The sequence below is a fragment of the Thalassospira sp. GB04J01 genome (assembly GCF_000751115.1).
GTDB lineage: Bacteria > Pseudomonadota > Alphaproteobacteria > Rhodospirillales > Thalassospiraceae > Thalassospira > Thalassospira lucentensis.
In genome coordinates this window covers 101,002-121,384 of the sequence record NZ_CCDX020000010.1, presented here as the reverse complement: position 1 = coordinate 121,384, position 20,383 = coordinate 101,002, and the positions used below count along the sequence as shown (strand labels likewise).

Here is a 20,383-nt window from a genome sequence, read left to right as displayed (position 1 = left end):
GGATGCAAAAGACATCCGCAAGACCATGGCGACACCGCCGAAGGGAAGGAAAACGGAATGCTTAAAATAGGTTTGCTGGGCGCAGGGCGTATTGGTCAGGTCCATGCGGTTAATATTGTCGCCCATCCGCAAAGTGATCTGGTTGCCGTGTCTGACAAATTTGATGACGCCGCACAGAACCTTGCACGTGCACATGGCGCGGTGGTGCGCACCAGCGAAGAAATTATTGCTGATCCCGCGATTGATGCGGTTTTGATCGCAACATCGACCGATACCCATGCCGATCTGATGGAGGCGGCAACCGCAGCAGGAAAGGCAGTGCTGTGTGAAAAGCCGGTTGATCTTGATCTTAGGCGTGCGGTTGATTGCCTTGCGCGCTGCAAGCCGCACGGAAAGCCTGTGATGGTCGGCTTTAACCGGCGTTTTGACCCCAATTTCAACAGCCTGAAATCAGCGTTCGACAAGGGTGAAATCGGCAAGGGTGAATTACTGTCGATCACATCGTTCGATCCCGCCCCGCCACCGGTCAGCTATGTAAAGGTTTCGGGCGGTATCTTTCGCGATATGGCGATCCATGACTTTGACATGGCGTGCTGGATTTATGGCGAGTTGCCGGAAAAAGTTACGGCAATCGGCTCAAGCATCGTTGATCCGGAAATCGGCAAGGCTGGTGATTTTGATACGGCAATTACCACACTTGAGTTTTCCGGCGGGCGCATGGCGGTGATTAAAAACAGCCGCCGCGCTGCATACGGCTATGACCAGCGCATAGAATTTCTGGGATCGGAAGGCTTGCTGGTTGCGCACAATGTTCTGGAAAACACGGTCGAGATCATAACCCGTGCCGGTGCGACCAAAGCCAAGCCCGAGCATTTCTTCCTTGAGCGCTATGCCAAAGCCTATCAAATCGAATGGAACAGCTTCATCGAAGGTGTTGAGGGGGACACCGAGCTTCCGGTGACCTTGCAGGATGGCATCAATGCGCTGATCGTTGCCGAGGCCGCCGCCTTGTCCGCACGCGAAGGGCGGACTGTGGATGTGGCAAAGGAAATCCCGGTCTGATTTCAAAAGGTGCCTAAGTGGTTTGATTTTTCACCGGCACAGCCATCAGGTTGTGCCGGTTTTGTTTTGGCGGAGCTATCCCCGGCATTCGAGTCGTTCAGAAAGCACGTGAATTCGTGAGTTTGTAGCGTTTTCGGCCTTCTCTACAGAGGGTGCCGTCGCAGAATTTTGCAGGGTATTTAAGTGGCGGTTATCGGAGATTTAGAGCCGTGCGCTGCGTTCGAAATATCGCGATTTTGCAGCGCAATAGAAAAAAAATGTTGATCTTACATAAAAATAGAACAAAAATTCTATTACCGGTTTCAAGAATCGGGTTCGACCCACACCGTCATGGGCAAGAAGGACGCATTAAGACGACCGATTGCCGGGAAATCATATAAATCTAATGGGATAACCCCAACGTTATCAGCCACTAGGGAGGCACTCATGAAAAAGGCGCTTACTGCCGTTGCGGCAGCAGCATTTGCATTTGCCGGTTTGACCGGGACTGCATCCGCAGAAAATGAAAAATTTGTTCTGATCAGCCACGCACCGGATTCAGATAGCTGGTGGAACGTGATCAAGAATGCCATTCAGGTCGCCGGTGACCAGATGAATGTCGAAGTTGAATATCGCAATCCACCGACCGGCGATCTGGCCGACATGGCACGTATTGTCGAACAGGCCAGTGCAACCAATCCGGATGGCATCATTGTGACCATCGCAGACTTTAACGTCCTTCAGGGGCCGGTTAAAGATGCTGTTGATAAGGGCATTCCGGTTATCACGATTAACTCTGGTACTCAGGAACAGTCCGAAGAACTCGGCGCACTGATGCATGTCGGTCAGCCAGAATATGATGCCGGTTTTGGCGCAGGCAAGCGCGCAGCCGCAGCTGGTGCGAAAAGCTTTGTCTGTGTGAACCACTACATCACCAACCCTGCGTCTGTCGAACGTTGCCGTGGCTTTGCCGATGCCCTTGGTGTTGAGCTTGGCAGCCAGATGATCGATAGCGGTCAGGATCCGTCGGAAGTCAAAAACAAGGTCAGCGCATATCTGAATTCCCATCAGGATGTTGATGCAGTTCTGACCCTTGGTCCGAATTCCGCCCATCCCACCTTGGCAGCCCTTCGTGATAGCGGTCTGGCTGGCGAAATCATGTTTGGCACATTCGATCTTTCATCCGAGATTGCCGATGCGATCAAAGCGGGCGAAATCGACTTTGCGATTGATCAGCAGCCGTATCTGCAGGGCTACCTGCCGGTCGTCATTCTGACCAACTATGCCCGTTACGGCGTTCTGCCGTCCGGTCATATCAACTCGGGTCCGGGTTTCATCACCAAGGACAATATTGCGCAGGTCGAAAAATACGCCGGCGAATATCGTTAAACCTCCCTCCCGTCAGGGGTGTGCCAGTTTGGCCGCCCCTGGCCACCCCTTCTATCAGTTAAAAGAGTAATGCCATGTCGGACGAGCGGATCAAGCAAGTCTCAGCCATTCGCCGTGCCATGATCAGGCCCGAACTCGGAGCGATCTGCGGTACGATTCTGGTCTTTGTTTTCTTCTTTATGATTGCCGGTGATAGCGGCATGTTTTCCGCCGAAGGTGTTCAGAACTGGGGCGTTGTTTCCGCGCAGTTCGCGATCATTGCGGTCGGTGCCTGCCTGTTGATGATTGCAGGCGAATTTGATCTTTCCGTCGGTTCCATGATCGGCTTTGCCGGTGTGGTCATTGCCATTTTGTCGGTGCAATGGGGCTTGCCGGTGTGGCTTTCGATCATTGCAGCATTTGTTGTGTGCATGGCAATTGGGGCGCTCAACGGGTTCCTTGTCATCAAAACCGGCCTGCCCAGTTTCATCGTAACACTGGCATTTTTGTATATTCTGCGCGGACTGACCATCTGGCTTTCCATTTTGACGACCCGCCAGACCATTATTGGTGGCGTGAAAGAAGCAGCCGAAGGCGACCCGTTGGCATGGTTGTTTGGCGGTGTGATCTTCAAGGGGTTCTTCCAGTGGTTGGGCGATATTGGTGTGATCGAGACCTTTACCCGTGGATCGCGCATGGGCCAGCCGGTGGTTGATGGTATTCCGATGCTGGTTGTCTGGGCGCTTGGGCTTGTTATTTTTGGTCACTGGCTTTTGACCAAAACCCGCTTCGGGAACTGGATTTTTGCATCGGGTGGTGATGCGCAGGCAGCACGTTATGTCGGTGTTCCGGTAAACCGGGTTAAAATCCTGATGTTCATGTTTACGGCCTTTTGCGCGACTGTGTTTGCCACCTGTCAGGTGATGGAATTCGGCTCAGCCGCAGCAGACCGTGGTTTGCTCAAGGAATTTGAAGCCATCATTTGTGTGGTCATTGGCGGAGCACTTCTGACCGGTGGATATGGCTCTGTGATCGGGGCGGCACTAGGCGCGCTGATCTTTGGTGTGGTTCAGCAGGGCCTGTTCTTTGCTGGTGCTGAAAGCTCGCTTTTCCGCGTATTCCTTGGGGGTATCCTGATCTTTGCTGTCATCATGAATACTTATATCCGCCGCATGATTACGGGAGAACGGTGATGAGCACGCCTTTGATTGAAATGGACAATATCGAAAAACATTTTGGTCCTGTCATCGCCCTTGGAGGTGTTTCCTTCAATGTCATGGAAGGGGAGTGTCATTGTCTTCTGGGCGACAACGGTGCCGGGAAATCGACCTTTATCAAAACCATGTCGGGGGTTCACAAACCGACCAAGGGTGTGATGCGGGTTAGCGGTCAGGATGTCGCATTTTCCAGCCCGCGGGATGCGATGGAAGCCGGGATTGCCACGGTCTATCAGGATTTGGCAATGATCCCGCTTATGTCGGTTACGCGCAATTTCTGGATGGGACGTGAGCCGCGCAAAAGTTTTGGCCCGTTCAAATGGATCGATTTCAAACACGCCAACAAGGTTACCATGGATGAAATGTCATCCATGGGGATTAACCTGCGTGAGCCAGAACAAGCAGTTGGGACCCTTTCAGGCGGCGAGCGCCAGACGGTTGCAATTGCGCGTGCGGTTCATTTCGGGGCCAAGGTCCTGATCCTTGATGAGCCGACATCCGCCCTTGGTGTGCGTCAGACATCGAATGTTCTGGCGACCATTGATCGGGTGCGCAAGTCCGGGATCGGGGTGATTTTCATTACCCATAACGTGCGTCATGCAATGGCTGTGGGTGACAGATTTACCGTGTTGAACCGTGGCCAAACCCATGGCACGGCAAAGCGCGGCGAAATAAAGCCAGAAGAACTGCAGGATATGATGGCTGGCGGACAGGAGCTTGCCCAGCTCGAAGGGTCGCTCGGAGGGACAGTTTGATGAAGCGGCTTGATGTCATCACGATCGGACGGTCGTCGGTTGACCTTTATGGGGCCCAGATTGGCGGGCGTCTGGAGGACATGGTGTCGTTCAACAAATATATCGGCGGGTCCCCGACCAATATGGCATGTGGTACGGCGCGTTTGGGGCTTAAATCCGCGCTGATCACCCGTGTTGGGGATGAGCATATGGGCCGGTTTATCCGCGAGAAGCTTGTCGCTGAAGGCGTTGATGTCCGTGGTGTGGTCACCGACCCGGAACGTCTGAGCGCACTTGTGTTGCTTGGGGTGCGCGATCAGGAACAGTTTCCGTTGATTTTCTATCGCGAAAACTGTGCGGACATGGCGCTCTGCGAAGAGGATATCGATCCTGATTTCATTTCGGATGCACGCTGTGTCACGGTTACGGGAACGCATCTATCGCATCCCAAAACCCGTGCTGCGGTGCTTAAGGCGGTAAAACTGGCGCGCGATGGTGGTGCGAAAACGGCCCTTGATATTGATTACCGTCCCAATCTTTGGGGGCTGTCGGGACATGGGGATGGTGAAAACCGTTTCATTGCGTCGGACACGGTGACCAAGGAATTGCAGGCAACCCTGCATTTGTTTGATCTGATCGTAGGGACCGAGGAAGAATTCCACATTGCCGGGGGAACGACAAACACCCTAAAGGCACTTGAGAATGTTCGGGGTATCTCGAAGGCGACCCTTGTGTGTAAGCGCGGTCCGATGGGGGCGGTGGCCTTTGCCGACAAAATCGGTACGAACCTTGATGATGGGATTTCGGGGCCGGGGTTTGCGGTTGATGTCTTTAACGTCCTTGGCGCGGGTGACGGCTTTATGTCGGGTCTGCTCAAAGGCTGGCTAACCGATCAGGATTGGCAAACGTCACTTAAATACGCCAATGCATGTGGGGCGTTTGCGGTGTCTCGCCATGGCTGTACGCCTGCCTACCCGAGTTGGGAAGAACTTCAATTCTTCTTTGATCGTGGAATGAAAACCCCGGAACTGCGCAATGACGCAGAGCTTGAACAAATCCACTGGTCAACCAACCGAACCGGCACATGGCCGGAAATGCGGGTCTTTGCCTTTGACCATCGCATGCAGCTTGAAGATTTGGCTGATGAGCTAAAAGTTACCCGTGACCGCATTGGACCGTTCAAGGAACTTTGCCTTCGTGCGGCGCGAACGGTATCTGGTGATAAGGCTGGATACGGCATTCTGTGTGATCGTAGATTGGGTCGTGATGCGCTTTATGCGGCCGCGGGAACCGAGCTTTGGATTGGACGTCCGGTCGAAGTGCCGGGATCGCGGCCCTTGCAGCTTGAAATTGGACCGGATCTTGGTACCAAGCTTGCAGAATGGCCGGTCGAGCATGTGGTTAAGGTCCTGTGTTTTTATCATCCCGATGACGACGCACAGACCAAGACCGATCAGGAAGAAACCATTGTCCGCCTTGCCGATGCAGCACGGGCCAACGGGCTGGAATTCCTGCTGGAAGTCATTCCGTCGAAAGTACGCGACTGCGATGATGAAACCACGGCCAAGGTGATTGAACGTTTCTACGATATCGGGGTTTATCCCGACTGGTGGAAGCTTGAGCCGATGAAATCGGATGGGGCATGGCGCAATGCCTGTGATGCCATTGCCAAAAATGATCCTTATTGTCGGGGTATTGTGGTACTGGGCCTTGAAGCACCAGAGGCAGAGCTTGTCGAAAGCTTCGAAGTTGCGGCACGGTATGACATGGTCAAGGGCTTTGCCGTTGGGCGGACCATCTTTGCCGGTGTTGCACGCGAATGGTTAAGCGGTACGATCACGGACGAAGATGCCGTTGTCTCAATGGCAAATAAATATCGCGCCCTGTGTGATACCTGGGACGCAGCGCGCAAAAAATCGGGAGGAGCGGCATGAAAACCGTTCGATTAACCGCCGCCCAAGCAATGGTGCGGTACCTTAGTTGTCAGATGAACTGTGATGGCGATCCCTTCTTTGGTGGGTGCTGGGCCATTTTCGGGCATGGCAATGTCGCCGGGCTTGGCGAGGCCTTGCACGGTATTGGCGATGAGTTTCCGACATGGCGCGGTCATAACGAGCAGGGCATGGCGCATGCCGCCATTGCCTATGCCAAGGCATCCAATCGCAAACGTGCGATGACGGTGACGACCTCTATCGGGCCGGGGGCGACCAATATGGTGACCGCTGCGGCACTGGCGCATGTGAACCGTTTGCCGGTTCTTCTTGTGCCCGGTGATGTGTTTGCCAATCGCGCACCTGACCCGGTTTTGCAGCAGATAGAAGATTTTGGCGATGGTACGATTTCGGCCAATGACTGCTTTAAACCTGTCAGTCGTTACTTTGACCGGATCACCCGCCCGGAACAGCTTTTGACCGCATTGCCACGTGCGATGGCTGTACTGACTGATCCGGTGGAGTGTGGTCCGGTCACATTGGCGTTCTGTCAGGATGTTCAGGCAGAAGCCTATGATTGGCCAGAAAACTTCTTTGTGCAAAAAACATGGAAACAGGTGCGCCCGCGTGCAGATCTTGACCAGATTGACGCCGCGATTGCGGCGATCAAGGCGGCAAAAAAGCCACTGATCATTGCCGGTGGTGGCGTGCATTATGCCGATGCATGTGATGATCTGCGCGACTTTGCCCATCGTCATAATATCCCCGTGGCTGAAACTCAGGCGGGAAAATCCGCCTTGGCGTGGGATGACGCACTCAACCTTGGGTCCATCGGTGTCACCGGGGCAAGTAGTGCCAATGCCGTTGCCGAAGAGGCGGACCTGATCATTGCGTTGGGCACGCGCCTTCAGGATTTTACGACGGGAAGCTGGGCGCTGTTTAAAGGACCGAACCATCGCATTCTGTCGATTAATGTTGCGGCCTATGACGCCCGAAAACATGATGCAATTTCGGTTGTTGGCGATGCCAAGGTAACACTGGCTGAACTCAGCAACGCGCTGGGCGAGCATCAAGCACGTAGCGTTGATCCGGCGCTTAAGAAAAGCTGGATTGAGGCAGTTGATGATGTCACAGCCCTGCCAACCGGCAATGCGTTGCCAACCGATGCGCAGGTGATCGGTGCGGTTCAGCGCAGTACCGATGAAGATGCGATTGTGGTCTGTGCCGCCGGCGGGCTTCCCGGCGAGTTGCACAAGCTTTGGAAATCGGCCAAGCCGAATGGCTATCACGTTGAATATGGCTTTTCTTGCATGGGCTATGAGATTGCCGGTGGCCTTGGCGTGAAGATGGCGCGTCCGGATCGTGAAGTTGTCGTCATGGTGGGAGATGGGTCCTACATGATGATGAATTCCGAACTGGCGACCAGTGTGATGCTGGGCCACAAGATCATTACGGTAATCCTTGATAACCGCGGTTTTGGTTGTATCAACCGGTTGCAAATGGCGACCGGCGGGGAAAGCTTTAATAACCTTCTTGATACCGCGCGCCATGTTGAACCGTCCGCCATTGATTTCACCGCTCATGCCGGTGCGATGGGGGCGATTGCCGAAAAGGTTTCATCCGTTACAGAGCTTGAAGAAGCCATGGGACGTGCGCGTAAGGCCGATCGATCCTATGCGATTGTAATTGATACCGATCCATTGCCCAGCACCGAGGCCGGTGGCCATTGGTGGGATGTTGCCGTGCCAGAAGTTTCGGTGCGCCCGACGGTGAACGAAGTCCGCAAAAATTACGAAGCTGCGCTGAAAAACCAGCGCCCCGGAGACTAGAATTATGATCCTTTACGGTACCAATCCGATTGCCTGGTCCAATGATGATGACCAGACCCTTGGCGCAGAAATCAGCCTTGAGACCTGTTTGTCCGAAGCTGGAAAAATCGGCTTTGACGGCATTGAAAAAGGCCACAAAATGCCGACAGAGCCGTCTGCCTTAAAAGCGGCCCTTGAGCCCCACGGTCTTAAATTCGTGTCTGGCTGGCATTCGCTTAACCTTCTGACCCATTCGGTCGAGGATGAGAAAAAAGCCATCCAGCCGCATCTCGATTTGCTAAAAGCCATGGAGTGCGAGGTTTGCATCGTATGTGAAACGTCAAATGCTATTCATGGAAATGATAACGTTGCTCTGAACAACAGTCCGGTTCTGCACAATGATCATTGGGTAAAGTTCGGCGCGGATGTTGAGGCAATTGCGGCCTATTGTGCCGATCAGGGCATTGATCTGGTCTATCATCATCACATGGGAACCATTGTTGAAACTGCCGATGAAATTCATGCCTTTATGGCCAACACCGGCCCGAAAACCAAGTTGTTGCTAGATACCGGACACGCATGGTTTGGCGGTGCCGACCCCAAAGAATTGGCGACCCGTTATATGGATCGTGTTGGTCACATCCATTGTAAAAACGTGCGCCCGGCGATCAGCAAACAGGTCCGTGAAGAGGGCTTGAGCTTCCTTGAAGGTGTGCGCCGTGGTGTCTTTACCGTCCCAGGGGACGCCGAAGGTGCCGTTGCGTTTGAGCCGGTCCTGAAAATAGCGGGTGAACACGGTTATTCCGGCTGGCTGGTGATTGAGGCCGAACAGGACCCCAATGTGCGCAACCCGTTTGAATACCAGTCACTGGGGTTGAAATCGCTCCGCGATATGGCCGAGAAAACCGGACTGGATACCAGACTGGATAAAGGAGACATCTGATGGCAGACCTGCTTAGAAAACCAAGTGGAACACAGGGCAAGGTGCATGACATTACCGCCAAAGATGCCAGTTGGGGATATGTCGGGTTTGGTCTGTATCACCTGAAAGCGGGCGAAAGTGCTGCCGAAGCAACAGGGGATCGTGAAGTCATTCTGGTTCTGGTCGAAGGCAAGGCAAGCATCTCTGTCGATGATCAGGATTTCGGTGAACTTGGCAAACGTATGAGCGTTTTTGAGCGGATCCCGCCTGCTTGCGTCTATGCACCCAATGAGGCGAACTGGAAAGCGGTGGCCACGACCGATTGTACGCTTGCGGTTTGTACCGCACCGGGTAAGGGAAATTACCCGGCAGGGGTGATCAGTGATATCGAACTGGTTGAGCGTGGCAAAGGGGCCAATACCCGCTATATTCATCCGATTGCGATGGAAGATAAAGACATTGCCGATAGCCTGCTGGTGACCGAGGTCTTTACCCCGCAAGGCAACTGGTCAAGTTATCCGCCCCATCGTCATGATGAGGATAACTATCCTGACATGACCTATCTTGAAGAGACCTATTATCATCGCCTTAACCCTGCTCAGGGGTTTGGGTTCCAGCGGGTCTTCACCGAGGATGGTGAGTTGGATGAAACCATGGCGGTTGCAGATGGCGATGTCGTTCTGGTGCCCAAGGGACACCATCCGTGCGGCAGCCCATATGGCTATGAGATGTATTATCTTAACGTCATGGCCGGACCGATGCGCAAATGGCGTTTCCAAAACCATCCGGATCATGACTGGATATTCCAGCGCGATAGCAAGTGATTGCAGACTAATCGAGAGTTTTCCGCGAATACGGCTGAGCCATTTGAAGGCTTTTCTCGTTGGTGTGCATGCAATTAAATGTCGTCTTTTCTGGCACTAAGTAAATGCTACATGCTTCCAGTCGGTCATAATTTGGAATTATGGCCTGACAACACTTAGCTGTTTGTTCTGTATGATGTTCTCCTGAATCTTCCTATCATACGCTTCTGGCAGGAGAAGATAAATCGATAGAAGCTATTAGTGTGCAATAACTTGGAAGAAAGGAGACTCAGGAGTTTCAATTTGACTCTGGGGTATGTTCGCGCCTAGAAAAGAACAAATAGTGAACATATGTTGTGTGTGATGTTAACTGAACGGCTTGATGAGGCGCGTGCCGCTTTGGCACAGCTCGACAAACAGTGGAAAGGGCAGGCTGCTTGTCCGATCAGTGAGACGGATGGTGTGATGTCGCATGCCTTTGGGAATGTGTCGCTATCTCGGCATATTGGTCCTGTCGGTATTCGATCTGTTGGCTTGCATGAAGTGGTTTGCGGCCATGACGATGGGGCCGCATCGGTTCTGGCGTGGCATCTTGCGCAGATTGGCGAAAATAAATGTGAAACAGGACCGTGTGGCAAATCTGTCTTTTGGATCAGGCAGCGGCGGGCCATTGATCAGGGTCGGTTTTATCACTTGTCCCTGCCTGACTTGGCATCGGGTCCGCCGCCCTTGATGATGACGACGGGGCAGCAGGTTACGGCTCTTTGGGCATGTGAAGAAGTTGCCAAATCCGGGCAGGTCGCATCGGTTATTCTGGAGACAACCGACTATGGTTTGACGGCGGCCCGACGTCTGCAACTGGCGTGTGAGAAGGCCGGGACCCGTTTGATCGTGCTGAGAAGGGCGCAACAGACCAAACGTCTTGCACCATCCAGTGCGCTAACGCGCTGGAAAATCGAACCTTCCGATGACCGGAAGACAAATAGTACAGGAAATATTCATCATCTCAGCCTGATCGGGGGACGTGGGGTTCGACCGGGCGGCTGGAGAGTTGAGATCAATGCAGCAACGTTTTCTATATCTGTGGTTGACGCAATGGAAGATCGACTGCCATCGGATCACGTCGCCTGTGTGCGGAAATGAAACACGGCAAAGCCCCCAGGCCGATGTGCCACTGATCATCACGCGTGTTGATCCCAAAGGCGTTCTGGTGTGCGGATTGAATGGTGCTGCGTATCAGGCGGGGCTGCATGGTGCCATGCGCCTGTCCGATGCGCGCAGCATCCTGCCTGATCTGACGAATATTTCCGAAGAGCCCGACCGTTATCAATCGGAACTAACCCGTCTGATCCAGTTTATGGATCGCTACAGCCCATGGATAGCACCAGACCGTATGCTGCATACCCAAAGCTTGCAGGGGGACGCGGGCTTATGGCTCGACATTACGGGCGGGAGCCATTTATTTGGCGGCGAAGCTGCAATGCTGGGGCAGGTTTTGCGTGATGTGCAGGCACGTGGCATGCATGCGCGTGCTGCGATTGCCGATACCGCCGGGGCGGCTTGGGCGGCGGCGCGCTGTCATCCTGATGCGCCCGATCAGCGCATCCTGCATCTGCCGCGCGATCATACGGTTTCTGCGCGATTTCCTGTGTCCTGTCTCAGGCTAACGGATGATATTTTGACCTTGCTTTCCCGACTTGGGCTCAAACGTCTTGGCGATATTACGCCATTACCGCGTGCGAACATCACCACCCGGCTGGGGCCGGATGTTTTGCAACGCCTTGATCAGTTTTATGGCCGTCTGCCGGAACATCTGAGTTTTGAATTGCCCGAACATCGCTGGCTGATCGGACGCAATTTTGGCGAACCATTGGGGGATGCTGTCACTCTTGTGCAGGCGGTTGAAGCCATGATGGCGGAGTTGTGCGAAAGACTTCGGCGCGAAAATCTGGGTCTGCGCCGTGTCGTTTTGCGCTGTATACAGGTCGATGGGCATACCCATACGATTGCTGTGACAACCGGCAGTCCGTGCCAGATCGAGCTTCACATCCTGCGGCTTCTTGCGGAAAAAATGCCTGGTGTGGATGCCGGGTTTGGCATTGAGCAGATCGTCCTTTATGCGCCCTGGGTTGAACATGTCACCTTTCGTCAGGTCCGGCTGGATCAAAAGCAGGATGACAGTGGCGGAACCATCGCCCTTGCGCAATTGGTTGACCGGATCACGCATCATCTGGGGGCGGACGATAGCCTGTTTTACCCGGGGCATCATGCCAGCTACCTGCCTGAACGGGCGGCCGTCCGTCAGGCCGTTACGGGACCGGTCAAGCCGATGCGGCTTGATAACGTGAGCCTGCCCCGTCGGCCCGTGCGCCTGATTGATCCGCCCGAGCCTGTCGATATTCTTGCGCGCAGTGATACGGGGACCCCGATCAGACTGCGCTGGCGCAAGGTGGTTGTTGAAATTCTGCGTGCCGAGGGACCCGAACGCATTTGCCCTGAATGGTGGGAGCATCTGGACCGGCATGACTTTTCCCTAAGCCAGCAGACCCGCGATTATTTCCGGGTGTGCGATCAGAAAGGCCGGATGCTGTGGCTGTTTCGAAGTGGCTCGTTCGGGCAAGATATCTGGTCCGTTCATGGCCTGTTTGGGGGATAGACCATGACGCAAGACATCCCCCCAGCGATCCCGGATGAAACCGGCTATGCCGAGCTTCAGGTCAGCAGCAATTTTTCCTTTCTGCGTGGGGCCTCACATGCCGAAGAGTTGGTATTGAGTGCCGCAACCAAGGGGCTGCATGCGATTGCAATTACCGACCGTAATAGTTTGGCCGGTGTCGTGCGTGGCCACAGTGCTCATGCGCATTATAAGGACCGGCTGAACTATGTGGTTGGCTGCCGGATTGATCCTGTCGATGCGCCCTCCTTGCTGTGTTATCCGACGGATCGGGCCGCCTATGCCCGATTGTGCCGGCTTTTGACCGTGGGCAAGCGCCGTGCCCCCAAGGGATCGTGCGAAATTTATCTTTCTGACATTCTCGACCATGCCGAAGGTCAGCTGTTTATTGTCGTGCCGCCACAGGTGCCTGATGACGCCTTTCGTCTTGAGTTGGTGCGACTTCAAGGCTATTTCGCCGGGAAGATCTGGCTAGCGGTTGGACGTTTCATGGATGGATTTGATAGTGAAAGGCTGGCCTTTACCGAGGCCGTCGAGACCGATCTTGGTATTCCTGCCGTGGTTACCAATGATGTGCATATGCATCTGCGATCGCGTAAACCATTACAGGATGTCCTGACCTGTATTCGTCATCATTGTACAATTGAGGATGCCGGATATCGCCTGTTCCCCAATGGGGAGCGCCACATCAAATCGCCGTACGAAATGGCGCGTCTGTTTCCCGACCATCCCCAGTGGTTGGCCCGAACGGTTGAAATTGCCGATCAATGTCGCTTTAGCCTTACAGAGCTGACATATGAATATCCCGATGAAAATGATGGATCAGGTGAAGGCACGCAGGAGCGCCTTGTTCGCCTGACTTGGGAAGGGGCGCAGAAACGTTATCCTGATGGCATTCCTGACAAGGTTCGCGTTTTAATCGAAACCGAGCTGAAACTGATCGATGAGCTTGGCTTTTCGCCCTATTTTCTGACCGTGCATGACATTGTTGCTTTTGCCCGGTCGCGAAATATTCTTTGTCAGGGACGCGGATCGGCGGCCAATTCATCGGTTTGTTTTTGCCTGCATGTCACATCGGTTGATCCGGCCAGGGTTGAATTGCTGTTTTCACGCTTTATCAGCAGTGCGCGCAATGAACCGCCTGACATCGACGTTGATTTTGAACATGAACGCCGCGAAGAAGTCATTCAGCATATCTATGAACGTTATGGTCGGGACCGTGCCGGTTTGACGGCAACCGTAATTTCATATCGGTCGCGCAGTGCCATTCGTGATGTCGGCAAGGTATTTGGCCTGTCAGAAGACACGATTGTCAAACTGACCAAAACCATCTGGGGGTCGGGCAGTAAGGGGGCACATGATGACATGATGCGCCAGTCAGGCATTCATCCCGATGAACCCCGGTTGAAAGCCGTGTTGGGCCTGGCTGGCGAGTTGACCGGCTTTCCCCGCCATCTCTCGCAACATGTAGGCGGGTTTGTGATTACGCGTGGACCGCTTTGTGAGTTGTCCCCGATTGCCAATGCCGCAATGGCGGATCGCACCACCATTGAATGGGATAAGGATGACATTGATGCGTTGGGGATTCTTAAGGTCGATGTACTTGCCCTTGGCATGTTGACCTGCATACGCAAGGCGTTTGATGCGTTACGCGACCATAAGAATATCGATTACACGCTTGCCACTCTGCCCAAGGAAGACGGCAAAGTGTATGACATGCTGGCCAAGGCCGACAGCATCGGCACGTTTCAAGTGGAATCGCGTGCGCAAATGAGCATGTTGCCGCGTCTGAGACCGCGCAGTTTGTATGACCTTACGATCCAGGTCGCCATTGTTCGGCCCGGTCCGATTCAAGGCGGAATGGTGCATCCGTTTTTGCAGCGGCGGATGAAACGCGAAAAGGTTGATTACCCGTCAAGGGAGCTTGAAGCCGTTCTCAAGCGCACCTGTGGCGTGCCGCTATTTCAGGAACAGGCGATGCAGATCGCAATTGTCGCGGCGGGGTATTCCGGGGGGGAGGCCGACAATCTTAGACGGGCAATGGCAACCTTTAAACGCACCGGTACGATTGGCGAACATCGCGACAAATTTATCAATGGCATGCTCAGGAATGGCTACGATCAAGAGTTTGCCGAGCGTTGCTTTAAACAGATTGAAGGCTTTGCCGATTACGGGTTTCCCGAAAGCCATGCGGCGAGTTTTGCCATTCTGGCGTATGCGTCATCCTGGCTGAAATGCCATCACCCGGATGTGTTCCTCTGCGCGCTTCTCAATGCTCAGCCGATGGGGTTTTATGCCCCGGCACAGCTTGTTGCGGATGCCAAAAGTCACGGTGTGCGTGTGTTGGAGATCGATATCAATCACAGTTTCTGGGACAATCGGCTGGAACGGGAATTGGGGCGTCATGGCGGCTATCATTCTGTGCGGTTGGGATTTCGCCAAATCCGGGGATTTGGCGCGCTTGACGCCTTGGCCGTGATGGATAACCGACCATTGGGCGGTTATCAGGATCTGTATCTGATGGCCCGTCAAACGGGACTTTCGCCCGCCGCACTTGAAAAGCTGGCCGAGGCGGATGCGTTCGGGTCACTTGGCCTGTCCCGGCGTGAGGCCCTTTGGGCGGTGCGACGTTTTGGCAAGGGGCGCAAGGCACCGCCAGTTTTACCGCTTTTTGAAGCAGCCCAGAACTTCAATCACAATATGGGTGTTTCGGCCGAGTTCGGGGCCGAAGCGCCGGTCGATTTACCTGTCATGGGACCAGGCGAAGAGATTGTTGAGGATTACGCCAGCCTGCGCCTGTCGTTAAAGGGGCACCCGATGACCATGCTACGCGATGCGTTGGCCGCGGCGGGCATATGCAAGGCATCCGACCTGCCCAATTTGAAAGACGGAGATCGTGTGACCCATGCTGGTCTTGCCATTGTCCGTCAACGCCCGGGGACTGCATCCGGGGTGGTTTTTATCACGCTTGAGGATGAGGCGGGCATTGTTAATCTGGTGGTCTGGAGCAAGGTCATGGAAAAGTTCCGGCGCGAGATCATGACCGCCACCGTCCTTGGCGTTACCGGTAAGCTCCAGCGTGAAGATGGAGTTACCCATATCATTGCGGATAAATTGGTCGATCTGACCGGCATGCTGCAAAACATGAATGAAAACACAAAAATTGCGCGCAGCAACAACACACATCCACGCAATCTGAGATGGGCGACAGGATTGGACAGTTTAGGCTCGTCAGGCGTGTCCAAACCCCAAAAAACGCCAAGCTTGAAAGTCGACAGTCATGATTTCCACTAATGGTGGAGGCTTGACCTCGGTCGGGTTGAAGCCTTTAGAGACGCTCACCATTCCCTTCCTTCAAGTACCTCATGCGGTATCGGGTAGGTTACTGTCAGGGTTGGGCAATCCAAGTGTGATTGTCGGTGTTATTCTTTTGATCCTGTTCTTGCCGTGTCTGGCGTTCTAGATGCTTGTGGCATGAAACAGACTTGGCATTCGTTTGGTCCGGCAGATTCCGACTCAATTGACAATATGTGCAGGGCCGGGGCGCGAGACATAATTTCAGGCAGTGATCTGTGCCGGGCTTAAGTCTTGAGTATTGGCGCAGTTTATTTCCAGACTAAATATTCCAGATCCGTTTAGCATTGCCGCGGGCAAACGCGGCGCGTTCGGTTTCTGATGCGCCTGCAATCAAGACCTGTGTTGTGGCCATCCATTGGTCCAGCGACGAATTCAGCGTGCAAACCGGGCTGTCTGATCCCCAGACCACACGATCCCAGCCAAAGCTTTCAATAATATGTTCGACATAGGGGCGTAGCGTCTCAAGCGTCCAGTCGGGGGCGGCATAGGCCGAAATGCCCGAAATCTTTGCATTTACATGCGGGCGTTCAGCAAGGCGTGTGATTGATTTTTCCCAATCTTTGTACCCATCCCCGGCAATGTCAGGAACACCGCAATGGTCAAGCACAAAGACCGTATTGGGGCAGGCGTCGGCAAGATCAATGGCTAGGTCGAGCTGTCGTTGGCTGACACAGATGTCAAAGGGCAGGCCCTTTTTACCGATCAGTCCAACGTTCGCGCGAAAGCCGGTGTCTTGTGAGAGTTCATCAGGAACGACGTGTAATACGCGGCGGATGCCTTTGACCACCTTCGGATCGAGGCGATCGAGGAAGCTGGTAAAATCTTCTGCTTCGGGCCGGGCCGATGAAATGGCCCCGCGCATCAAACTCCCCGGTCGCGCCATCAGGTCGGCGACAAAGGCGTTTTCTGTTTCGATAAATTCCGGCGCGCAATCAACTTCCATGTGCAAGACACCTGCAATGCCAATGCGTTTGGCTGTGCTTTCATACTCATCATAGGTCCAGTCACGGTTGAGCGCGGGGACATCCGTCAACCAAGGGTATGTAACGTGTTCACGGGAAACCAGATGAAGATGGGTGTCGATAAACATGAAGGTTCCTCTTTGTCCTGATCTTTTTTGCGTGGCCTTATTGGGGATTTTACGTGGGATATGCAGGATATCCTGTGTTTTTTCACGGGCTAAGCGATTTCTTTGGTGAGTTCAACTTGACTCACTATCGAAGTCAAGTTTAAATATAAAAGATGCTTCCGAATATGAAATTAACAAAATAACGGCAGCGGAAGCCAAAGCCAGTTGGAGAAGACCGTTCCATTTAGGGAGGAAATAGTGAGAACGTTTTTAAAGGGCGCGTCGAGCGCCATACTTGCCACAGCGGCAGCGGTAACCGCAGTTGTCAGCGTCAGTAGTATCGGCCAGGCGGCTGAATTTGATGGGGTGACCATCGAAGCCAAACTGATCGGTGGGCAGCAATATGAAGCACTTTATGCCCGCATTCCTGAATGGGAAGCCGCGACCGGCGCAAAAGTGAACATCATATCCAAGAAGAACCACTTCGAACTGGATAAGGAATTCAAGTCCGACATCGCAGCAGGCACGACCGACTGGTGTGTTGGATCGAACCACTCGTCCTTTGCATCCCAGTATTCGGCACTTTATACCGACCTGGGCGACTTGGTGAGCAAGGATACGGTTGCCGAGTTTGTGCAGGCCAACATCAAAGCCGCCACCTTTGACGGCAAGCTGGTCATGCTGCCGCGTGCGCAGTTTGATGTTTCGGCACTTTACTATCAAAAAGACCTTTATGAAGATGCCGAGAAGGCTGCGGCATTCGAAGACAAGTACGGCTATCCGCTTGCTGTGCCCGAAACCTGGGCGCAGGTAAAAGATCAGGCGATCTTCTTTGCGGATCCGCCGAACTTCTATGGCACTCAGTATGCAGGTAAAGACGAAGCCATCGTTGGTCGTTATTACGAAATGGTCGTTGCCGAAGGTGGTAAGCTGTTTAACGACGACTTCTCGCCGGCTTTCAATTCCGAAGAAGGCAAACGCGCCTTGCAGTGGTTTGTTGATCTGTATGACGCCGGTGCGGTTCCTGCTGGTACGACCAACTATCTTTGGGATGACCTTGGAAACGGGTTCGCGTCCGGGACAATCGGATTAAACCTTGATTGGCCGGGCTGGGCCGGGTTCTTTAACGATCCGTCAGCATCGAAAGTTGCCGGTAATGTTGGTGTCGCCCCGGCACCCAAGGGTTCGGCTGGTGTGCGCACCGGTTGGTCCGGGTTCCATGGTTTCTCTGTGACCGAAGATTGTGAAAACAAAGAAGCTGCGGCGTCACTTGTTGACTTCCTGACCAACGAAGACAGTCAGAAACTTGAAAGTGCTGCTGGTCCATTGCCGTCACGAACCGCTGTTTGGGACTATGTTTCCGAACAGGCAAAAGGCGATCCGTATCGCAGCGAAGTTCTGGCTGCGTTCAAGGAAACGGCTGCAACCGCATTTGCGGTGCCGCCAACCCCGCTTTGGATTGAAACCACCAACATCATCTATCCTGAACTTCAGGCCGCCATTCTTGGTGACAAAACCGTTGATGAGGCGCTTGCCGATGCGCAAGAGTCCGTTGACGAGTTGATGCAGGAAGAAGGCGTCTACTAAGCCAGAAATACCGGACGGCATGGTTTTGTCTGTGTCGTCCGGTCCAATCTTCCATCCGCCTGAAATGCACGGGCCATCCGTGCCGCTCTACGGGACATCCTCATGAAGCGCTTGAAGCTCCCTCCGTGGTTGGTTCTTTTATTGCCAGCCATCATCATTCTATCGGCCGTCGTGCTGATCCCGCTCGTTTTCTCGCTCTATTCGAGTTTCACGTCCTATCGGCTGACCCGGCCAGACAGTATTTTTAACTGGGTCGGATTGTTTAACTACGAAAAAGCCGTGACTGATGTGAAGTTCTGGGCAGCCTTTGGGCGAACCGTTCTGTTGCTGGCCGTGGCCCTTAATCTTGAGATGCTGCTGGGCCTTGGTCTTGCGCTTATGGTGTCGAAAGTCACCAGCGGCCAACGCCTTTTGCGCACGATGATGATGTTCCCGATGATGTTCTCGCCGATCTTGGTCGGTTTCCAGTTCAAGTTCATCTTTAACGACAATGTCGGGCTTGTGAACAATGCGCTTCAGTCGCTGGGCATTACCGATCAGGCCATCCCATGGTTGGTCGATGGCAATCTTGCGATGTTTTCGATCATCTTTGCGGAAGTCTGGACGGCAACATCGGTGTTTGGGATTCTCATTCTTGCCGGGCTTTATGCCATTCCACGCGATCCCCTCGAAGCAGCCAAGGTTGACGGCTGTACGTCTTTGCAATCATTTCGTTATGTGACGTTGCCGTTTCTGATGCCGTTCATATACATCGCGATGGCGATCCGATCACTTGATGTGGCGCGCGCCTATGACATCGTTCAGATCATGACAAATGGGGGGCCTGCGCGCCGGACAGAGCTGCTGTGGACCCTGATTGGCCGGACGGGCTACGTCGATGCGCGCATGGGGTATGCTAATGCGATGGGCTATATCTCGATCTTTCTCGCGATCTTCTTCACCGTGTATTTCTTTAAGAAACTGACACAGTCCCGGCGTGAACTTGGGATGGGGGCGTAAGCAATGGCGACCAATATGAACCACCGCATCCGCCGTCATTCCCTTAAGGGATTGCATTTCTTTGGTTTGTTTTCCGCGATGATGGTCCTGTGTGTGCCGGGGCTCTGGATCGTGTTGAATTCTTTCCGTCCAACGGTCGAGATCATGGCAAAACCGCCTGTCTGGATCCCAAACGAGCTGAACCTTGACCATTACCGCGCAATGTTTGGCGGGATTGGCGAGGGGGGCGTACCTGTCCTGACCTATTTTACCAACTCGCTGATCATTTCGGTGACCTCGACCGTGATCGCGATTCTGATCGGGATGGCGGGGGGCTATGCCTTTGCCCGGTATAAATTCAAGTTCAAGGGCGGCGTGTTTGTCGCCCTGATGGTGACGCGTGCAGTGCCCGGTGTGGCGCTATCCTTGCCGCTGTTCATTATCTTTGCGCGGGTTGGCATCATCGATACACATCTGGGTATGGTGATGGCCTATGTCGCGCTGAATGTTCCCTTTACGATCTGGCTTATTGACGGCTTTTTCAGGCAGGTTCCCCCGGAACTGGCCGAAGCCGCCGAGATCGATGGCTGTACCCGGTGGCAAGCCTTCTGGCGGGTTGAATTTCCCGTCGCGCGCTCTGGCATTGCTTCTGCTGGTATCTTCGCCTTTTTGACGTCATGGAACGAATATGCGCTGGCGTCCCAGCTAACGCGTTCGACCACGTCAAAGACGATGCCGGTTGGACTTTTAGATTTCACTTCGGAATTTACCCTTAACTGGGGGGGGATGTGTGCGCTTGCGGTTTTGATGATTATCCCCGCGCTGATCCTTACTTTCCTCGTGCAGAAACACCTCATAGCCGGCCTGACCTTTGGCGGCGTGAAAGGATAAGAA

15 protein-coding genes are annotated in these 20,383 nt (G+C 53.7%); 14 read left to right on the top strand and 1 reads right to left on the bottom strand.

All coding sequences use genetic code 11. The features are described 5' to 3' along the window. Positions 1–57: 57 nt before the first annotated feature. The 11 genes from iolG to AMM48_RS09955 all read left to right on the top strand — a co-directional run bounded on the left by iolG (position 58) and on the right by AMM48_RS09955 (position 15,792). Positions 58–1,062, top strand: a complete 1,005-nt coding sequence (iolG, locus tag AMM48_RS10005) for an inositol 2-dehydrogenase (protein ID WP_102784032.1) — start codon at positions 58–60, stop codon at positions 1,060–1,062. A gap of 426 nt (positions 1,063–1,488) precedes the next feature. Continuing rightward, on the top strand, positions 1,489–2,430 hold the full coding sequence (locus AMM48_RS10000) for a sugar ABC transporter substrate-binding protein (protein WP_102783901.1): 942 nt from the start codon (positions 1,489–1,491) through the stop codon (positions 2,428–2,430). Between the two features lie 74 nt (positions 2,431–2,504). Then, the gene (locus AMM48_RS09995; RefSeq protein WP_022734419.1) at positions 2,505–3,602 is read left to right on the top strand and encodes an ABC transporter permease; all 1,098 of its coding nucleotides are present in this window, start codon (positions 2,505–2,507) and stop codon (positions 3,600–3,602) included. Further along, positions 3,602–4,381: an ATP-binding cassette domain-containing protein gene (locus AMM48_RS09990; RefSeq protein WP_022734420.1), complete on the top strand. Its 780-nt coding sequence runs from the start codon at positions 3,602–3,604 to the stop codon at positions 4,379–4,381. Before AMM48_RS09995 ends, AMM48_RS09990 begins: the two co-directional genes overlap by 1 nt. Continuing rightward, positions 4,381–6,294: a 5-dehydro-2-deoxygluconokinase gene (iolC, locus tag AMM48_RS09985; protein ID WP_102783900.1), complete on the top strand. Its 1,914-nt coding sequence runs from the start codon at positions 4,381–4,383 to the stop codon at positions 6,292–6,294. Before AMM48_RS09990 ends, iolC begins: the two co-directional genes overlap by 1 nt. Next, positions 6,291–8,120 (top strand): 3D-(3,5/4)-trihydroxycyclohexane-1,2-dione acylhydrolase (decyclizing), encoded by a 1,830-nt coding sequence (gene iolD / locus AMM48_RS09980; protein ID WP_102783899.1) that lies wholly within the window; start codon positions 6,291–6,293, stop codon positions 8,118–8,120. Before iolC ends, iolD begins: the two co-directional genes overlap by 4 nt. Before the next feature lie 4 nt (positions 8,121–8,124). Beyond that, a complete protein-coding gene (gene iolE, locus AMM48_RS09975; RefSeq protein ID WP_102783898.1) occupies positions 8,125–9,042 on the top strand; it encodes a myo-inosose-2 dehydratase in 918 nt (305 codons plus the stop codon). Then, a complete protein-coding gene (iolB, locus tag AMM48_RS09970) occupies positions 9,042–9,845 on the top strand; it encodes a 5-deoxy-glucuronate isomerase (RefSeq protein ID WP_102783897.1) in 804 nt (267 codons plus the stop codon). The genes iolE and iolB overlap by 1 nt, the downstream gene beginning before the upstream one ends. A gap of 342 nt (positions 9,846–10,187) precedes the next feature. Continuing rightward, complete coding sequence (locus AMM48_RS09965) at positions 10,188–10,967, top strand: protein ImuA (RefSeq protein ID WP_102784031.1); 780 nt, start codon at positions 10,188–10,190, stop codon at positions 10,965–10,967. Then, positions 10,954–12,480, top strand: a complete 1,527-nt coding sequence (locus AMM48_RS09960) for a DNA polymerase Y family protein (protein ID WP_244271182.1) — start codon at positions 10,954–10,956, stop codon at positions 12,478–12,480. Before AMM48_RS09965 ends, AMM48_RS09960 begins: the two co-directional genes overlap by 14 nt. A gap of 3 nt (positions 12,481–12,483) precedes the next feature. After that, positions 12,484–15,792: an error-prone DNA polymerase gene (locus AMM48_RS09955; protein ID WP_102783896.1), complete on the top strand. Its 3,309-nt coding sequence runs from the start codon at positions 12,484–12,486 to the stop codon at positions 15,790–15,792. A gap of 322 nt (positions 15,793–16,114) precedes the next feature. Here AMM48_RS09955 and AMM48_RS09950 read toward each other — a convergent pair whose 3' ends face one another. After that, positions 16,115–16,945: an amidohydrolase gene (locus AMM48_RS09950; protein WP_102783895.1), complete on the bottom strand. Its 831-nt coding sequence runs from the start codon at positions 16,943–16,945 to the stop codon at positions 16,115–16,117. Between the two features lie 237 nt (positions 16,946–17,182). Between AMM48_RS09950 and AMM48_RS09945 the strand changes: the two genes are divergently transcribed. From AMM48_RS09945 to AMM48_RS09935, 3 genes are all read left to right on the top strand, one after another. Then, on the top strand, positions 17,183–18,511 hold the full coding sequence (locus tag AMM48_RS09945) for a sugar ABC transporter substrate-binding protein (RefSeq protein ID WP_198413517.1): 1,329 nt from the start codon (positions 17,183–17,185) through the stop codon (positions 18,509–18,511). Between the two features lie 102 nt (positions 18,512–18,613). Next, positions 18,614–19,510, top strand: coding sequence for a sugar ABC transporter permease (locus AMM48_RS09940; protein WP_022734284.1), 897 nt, complete (start codon positions 18,614–18,616; stop codon positions 19,508–19,510). A gap of 3 nt (positions 19,511–19,513) precedes the next feature. Beyond that, positions 19,514–20,380: a carbohydrate ABC transporter permease gene (locus AMM48_RS09935; protein ID WP_022734285.1), complete on the top strand. Its 867-nt coding sequence runs from the start codon at positions 19,514–19,516 to the stop codon at positions 20,378–20,380. The last annotated feature ends 3 nt before the right edge of the window (positions 20,381–20,383 follow it).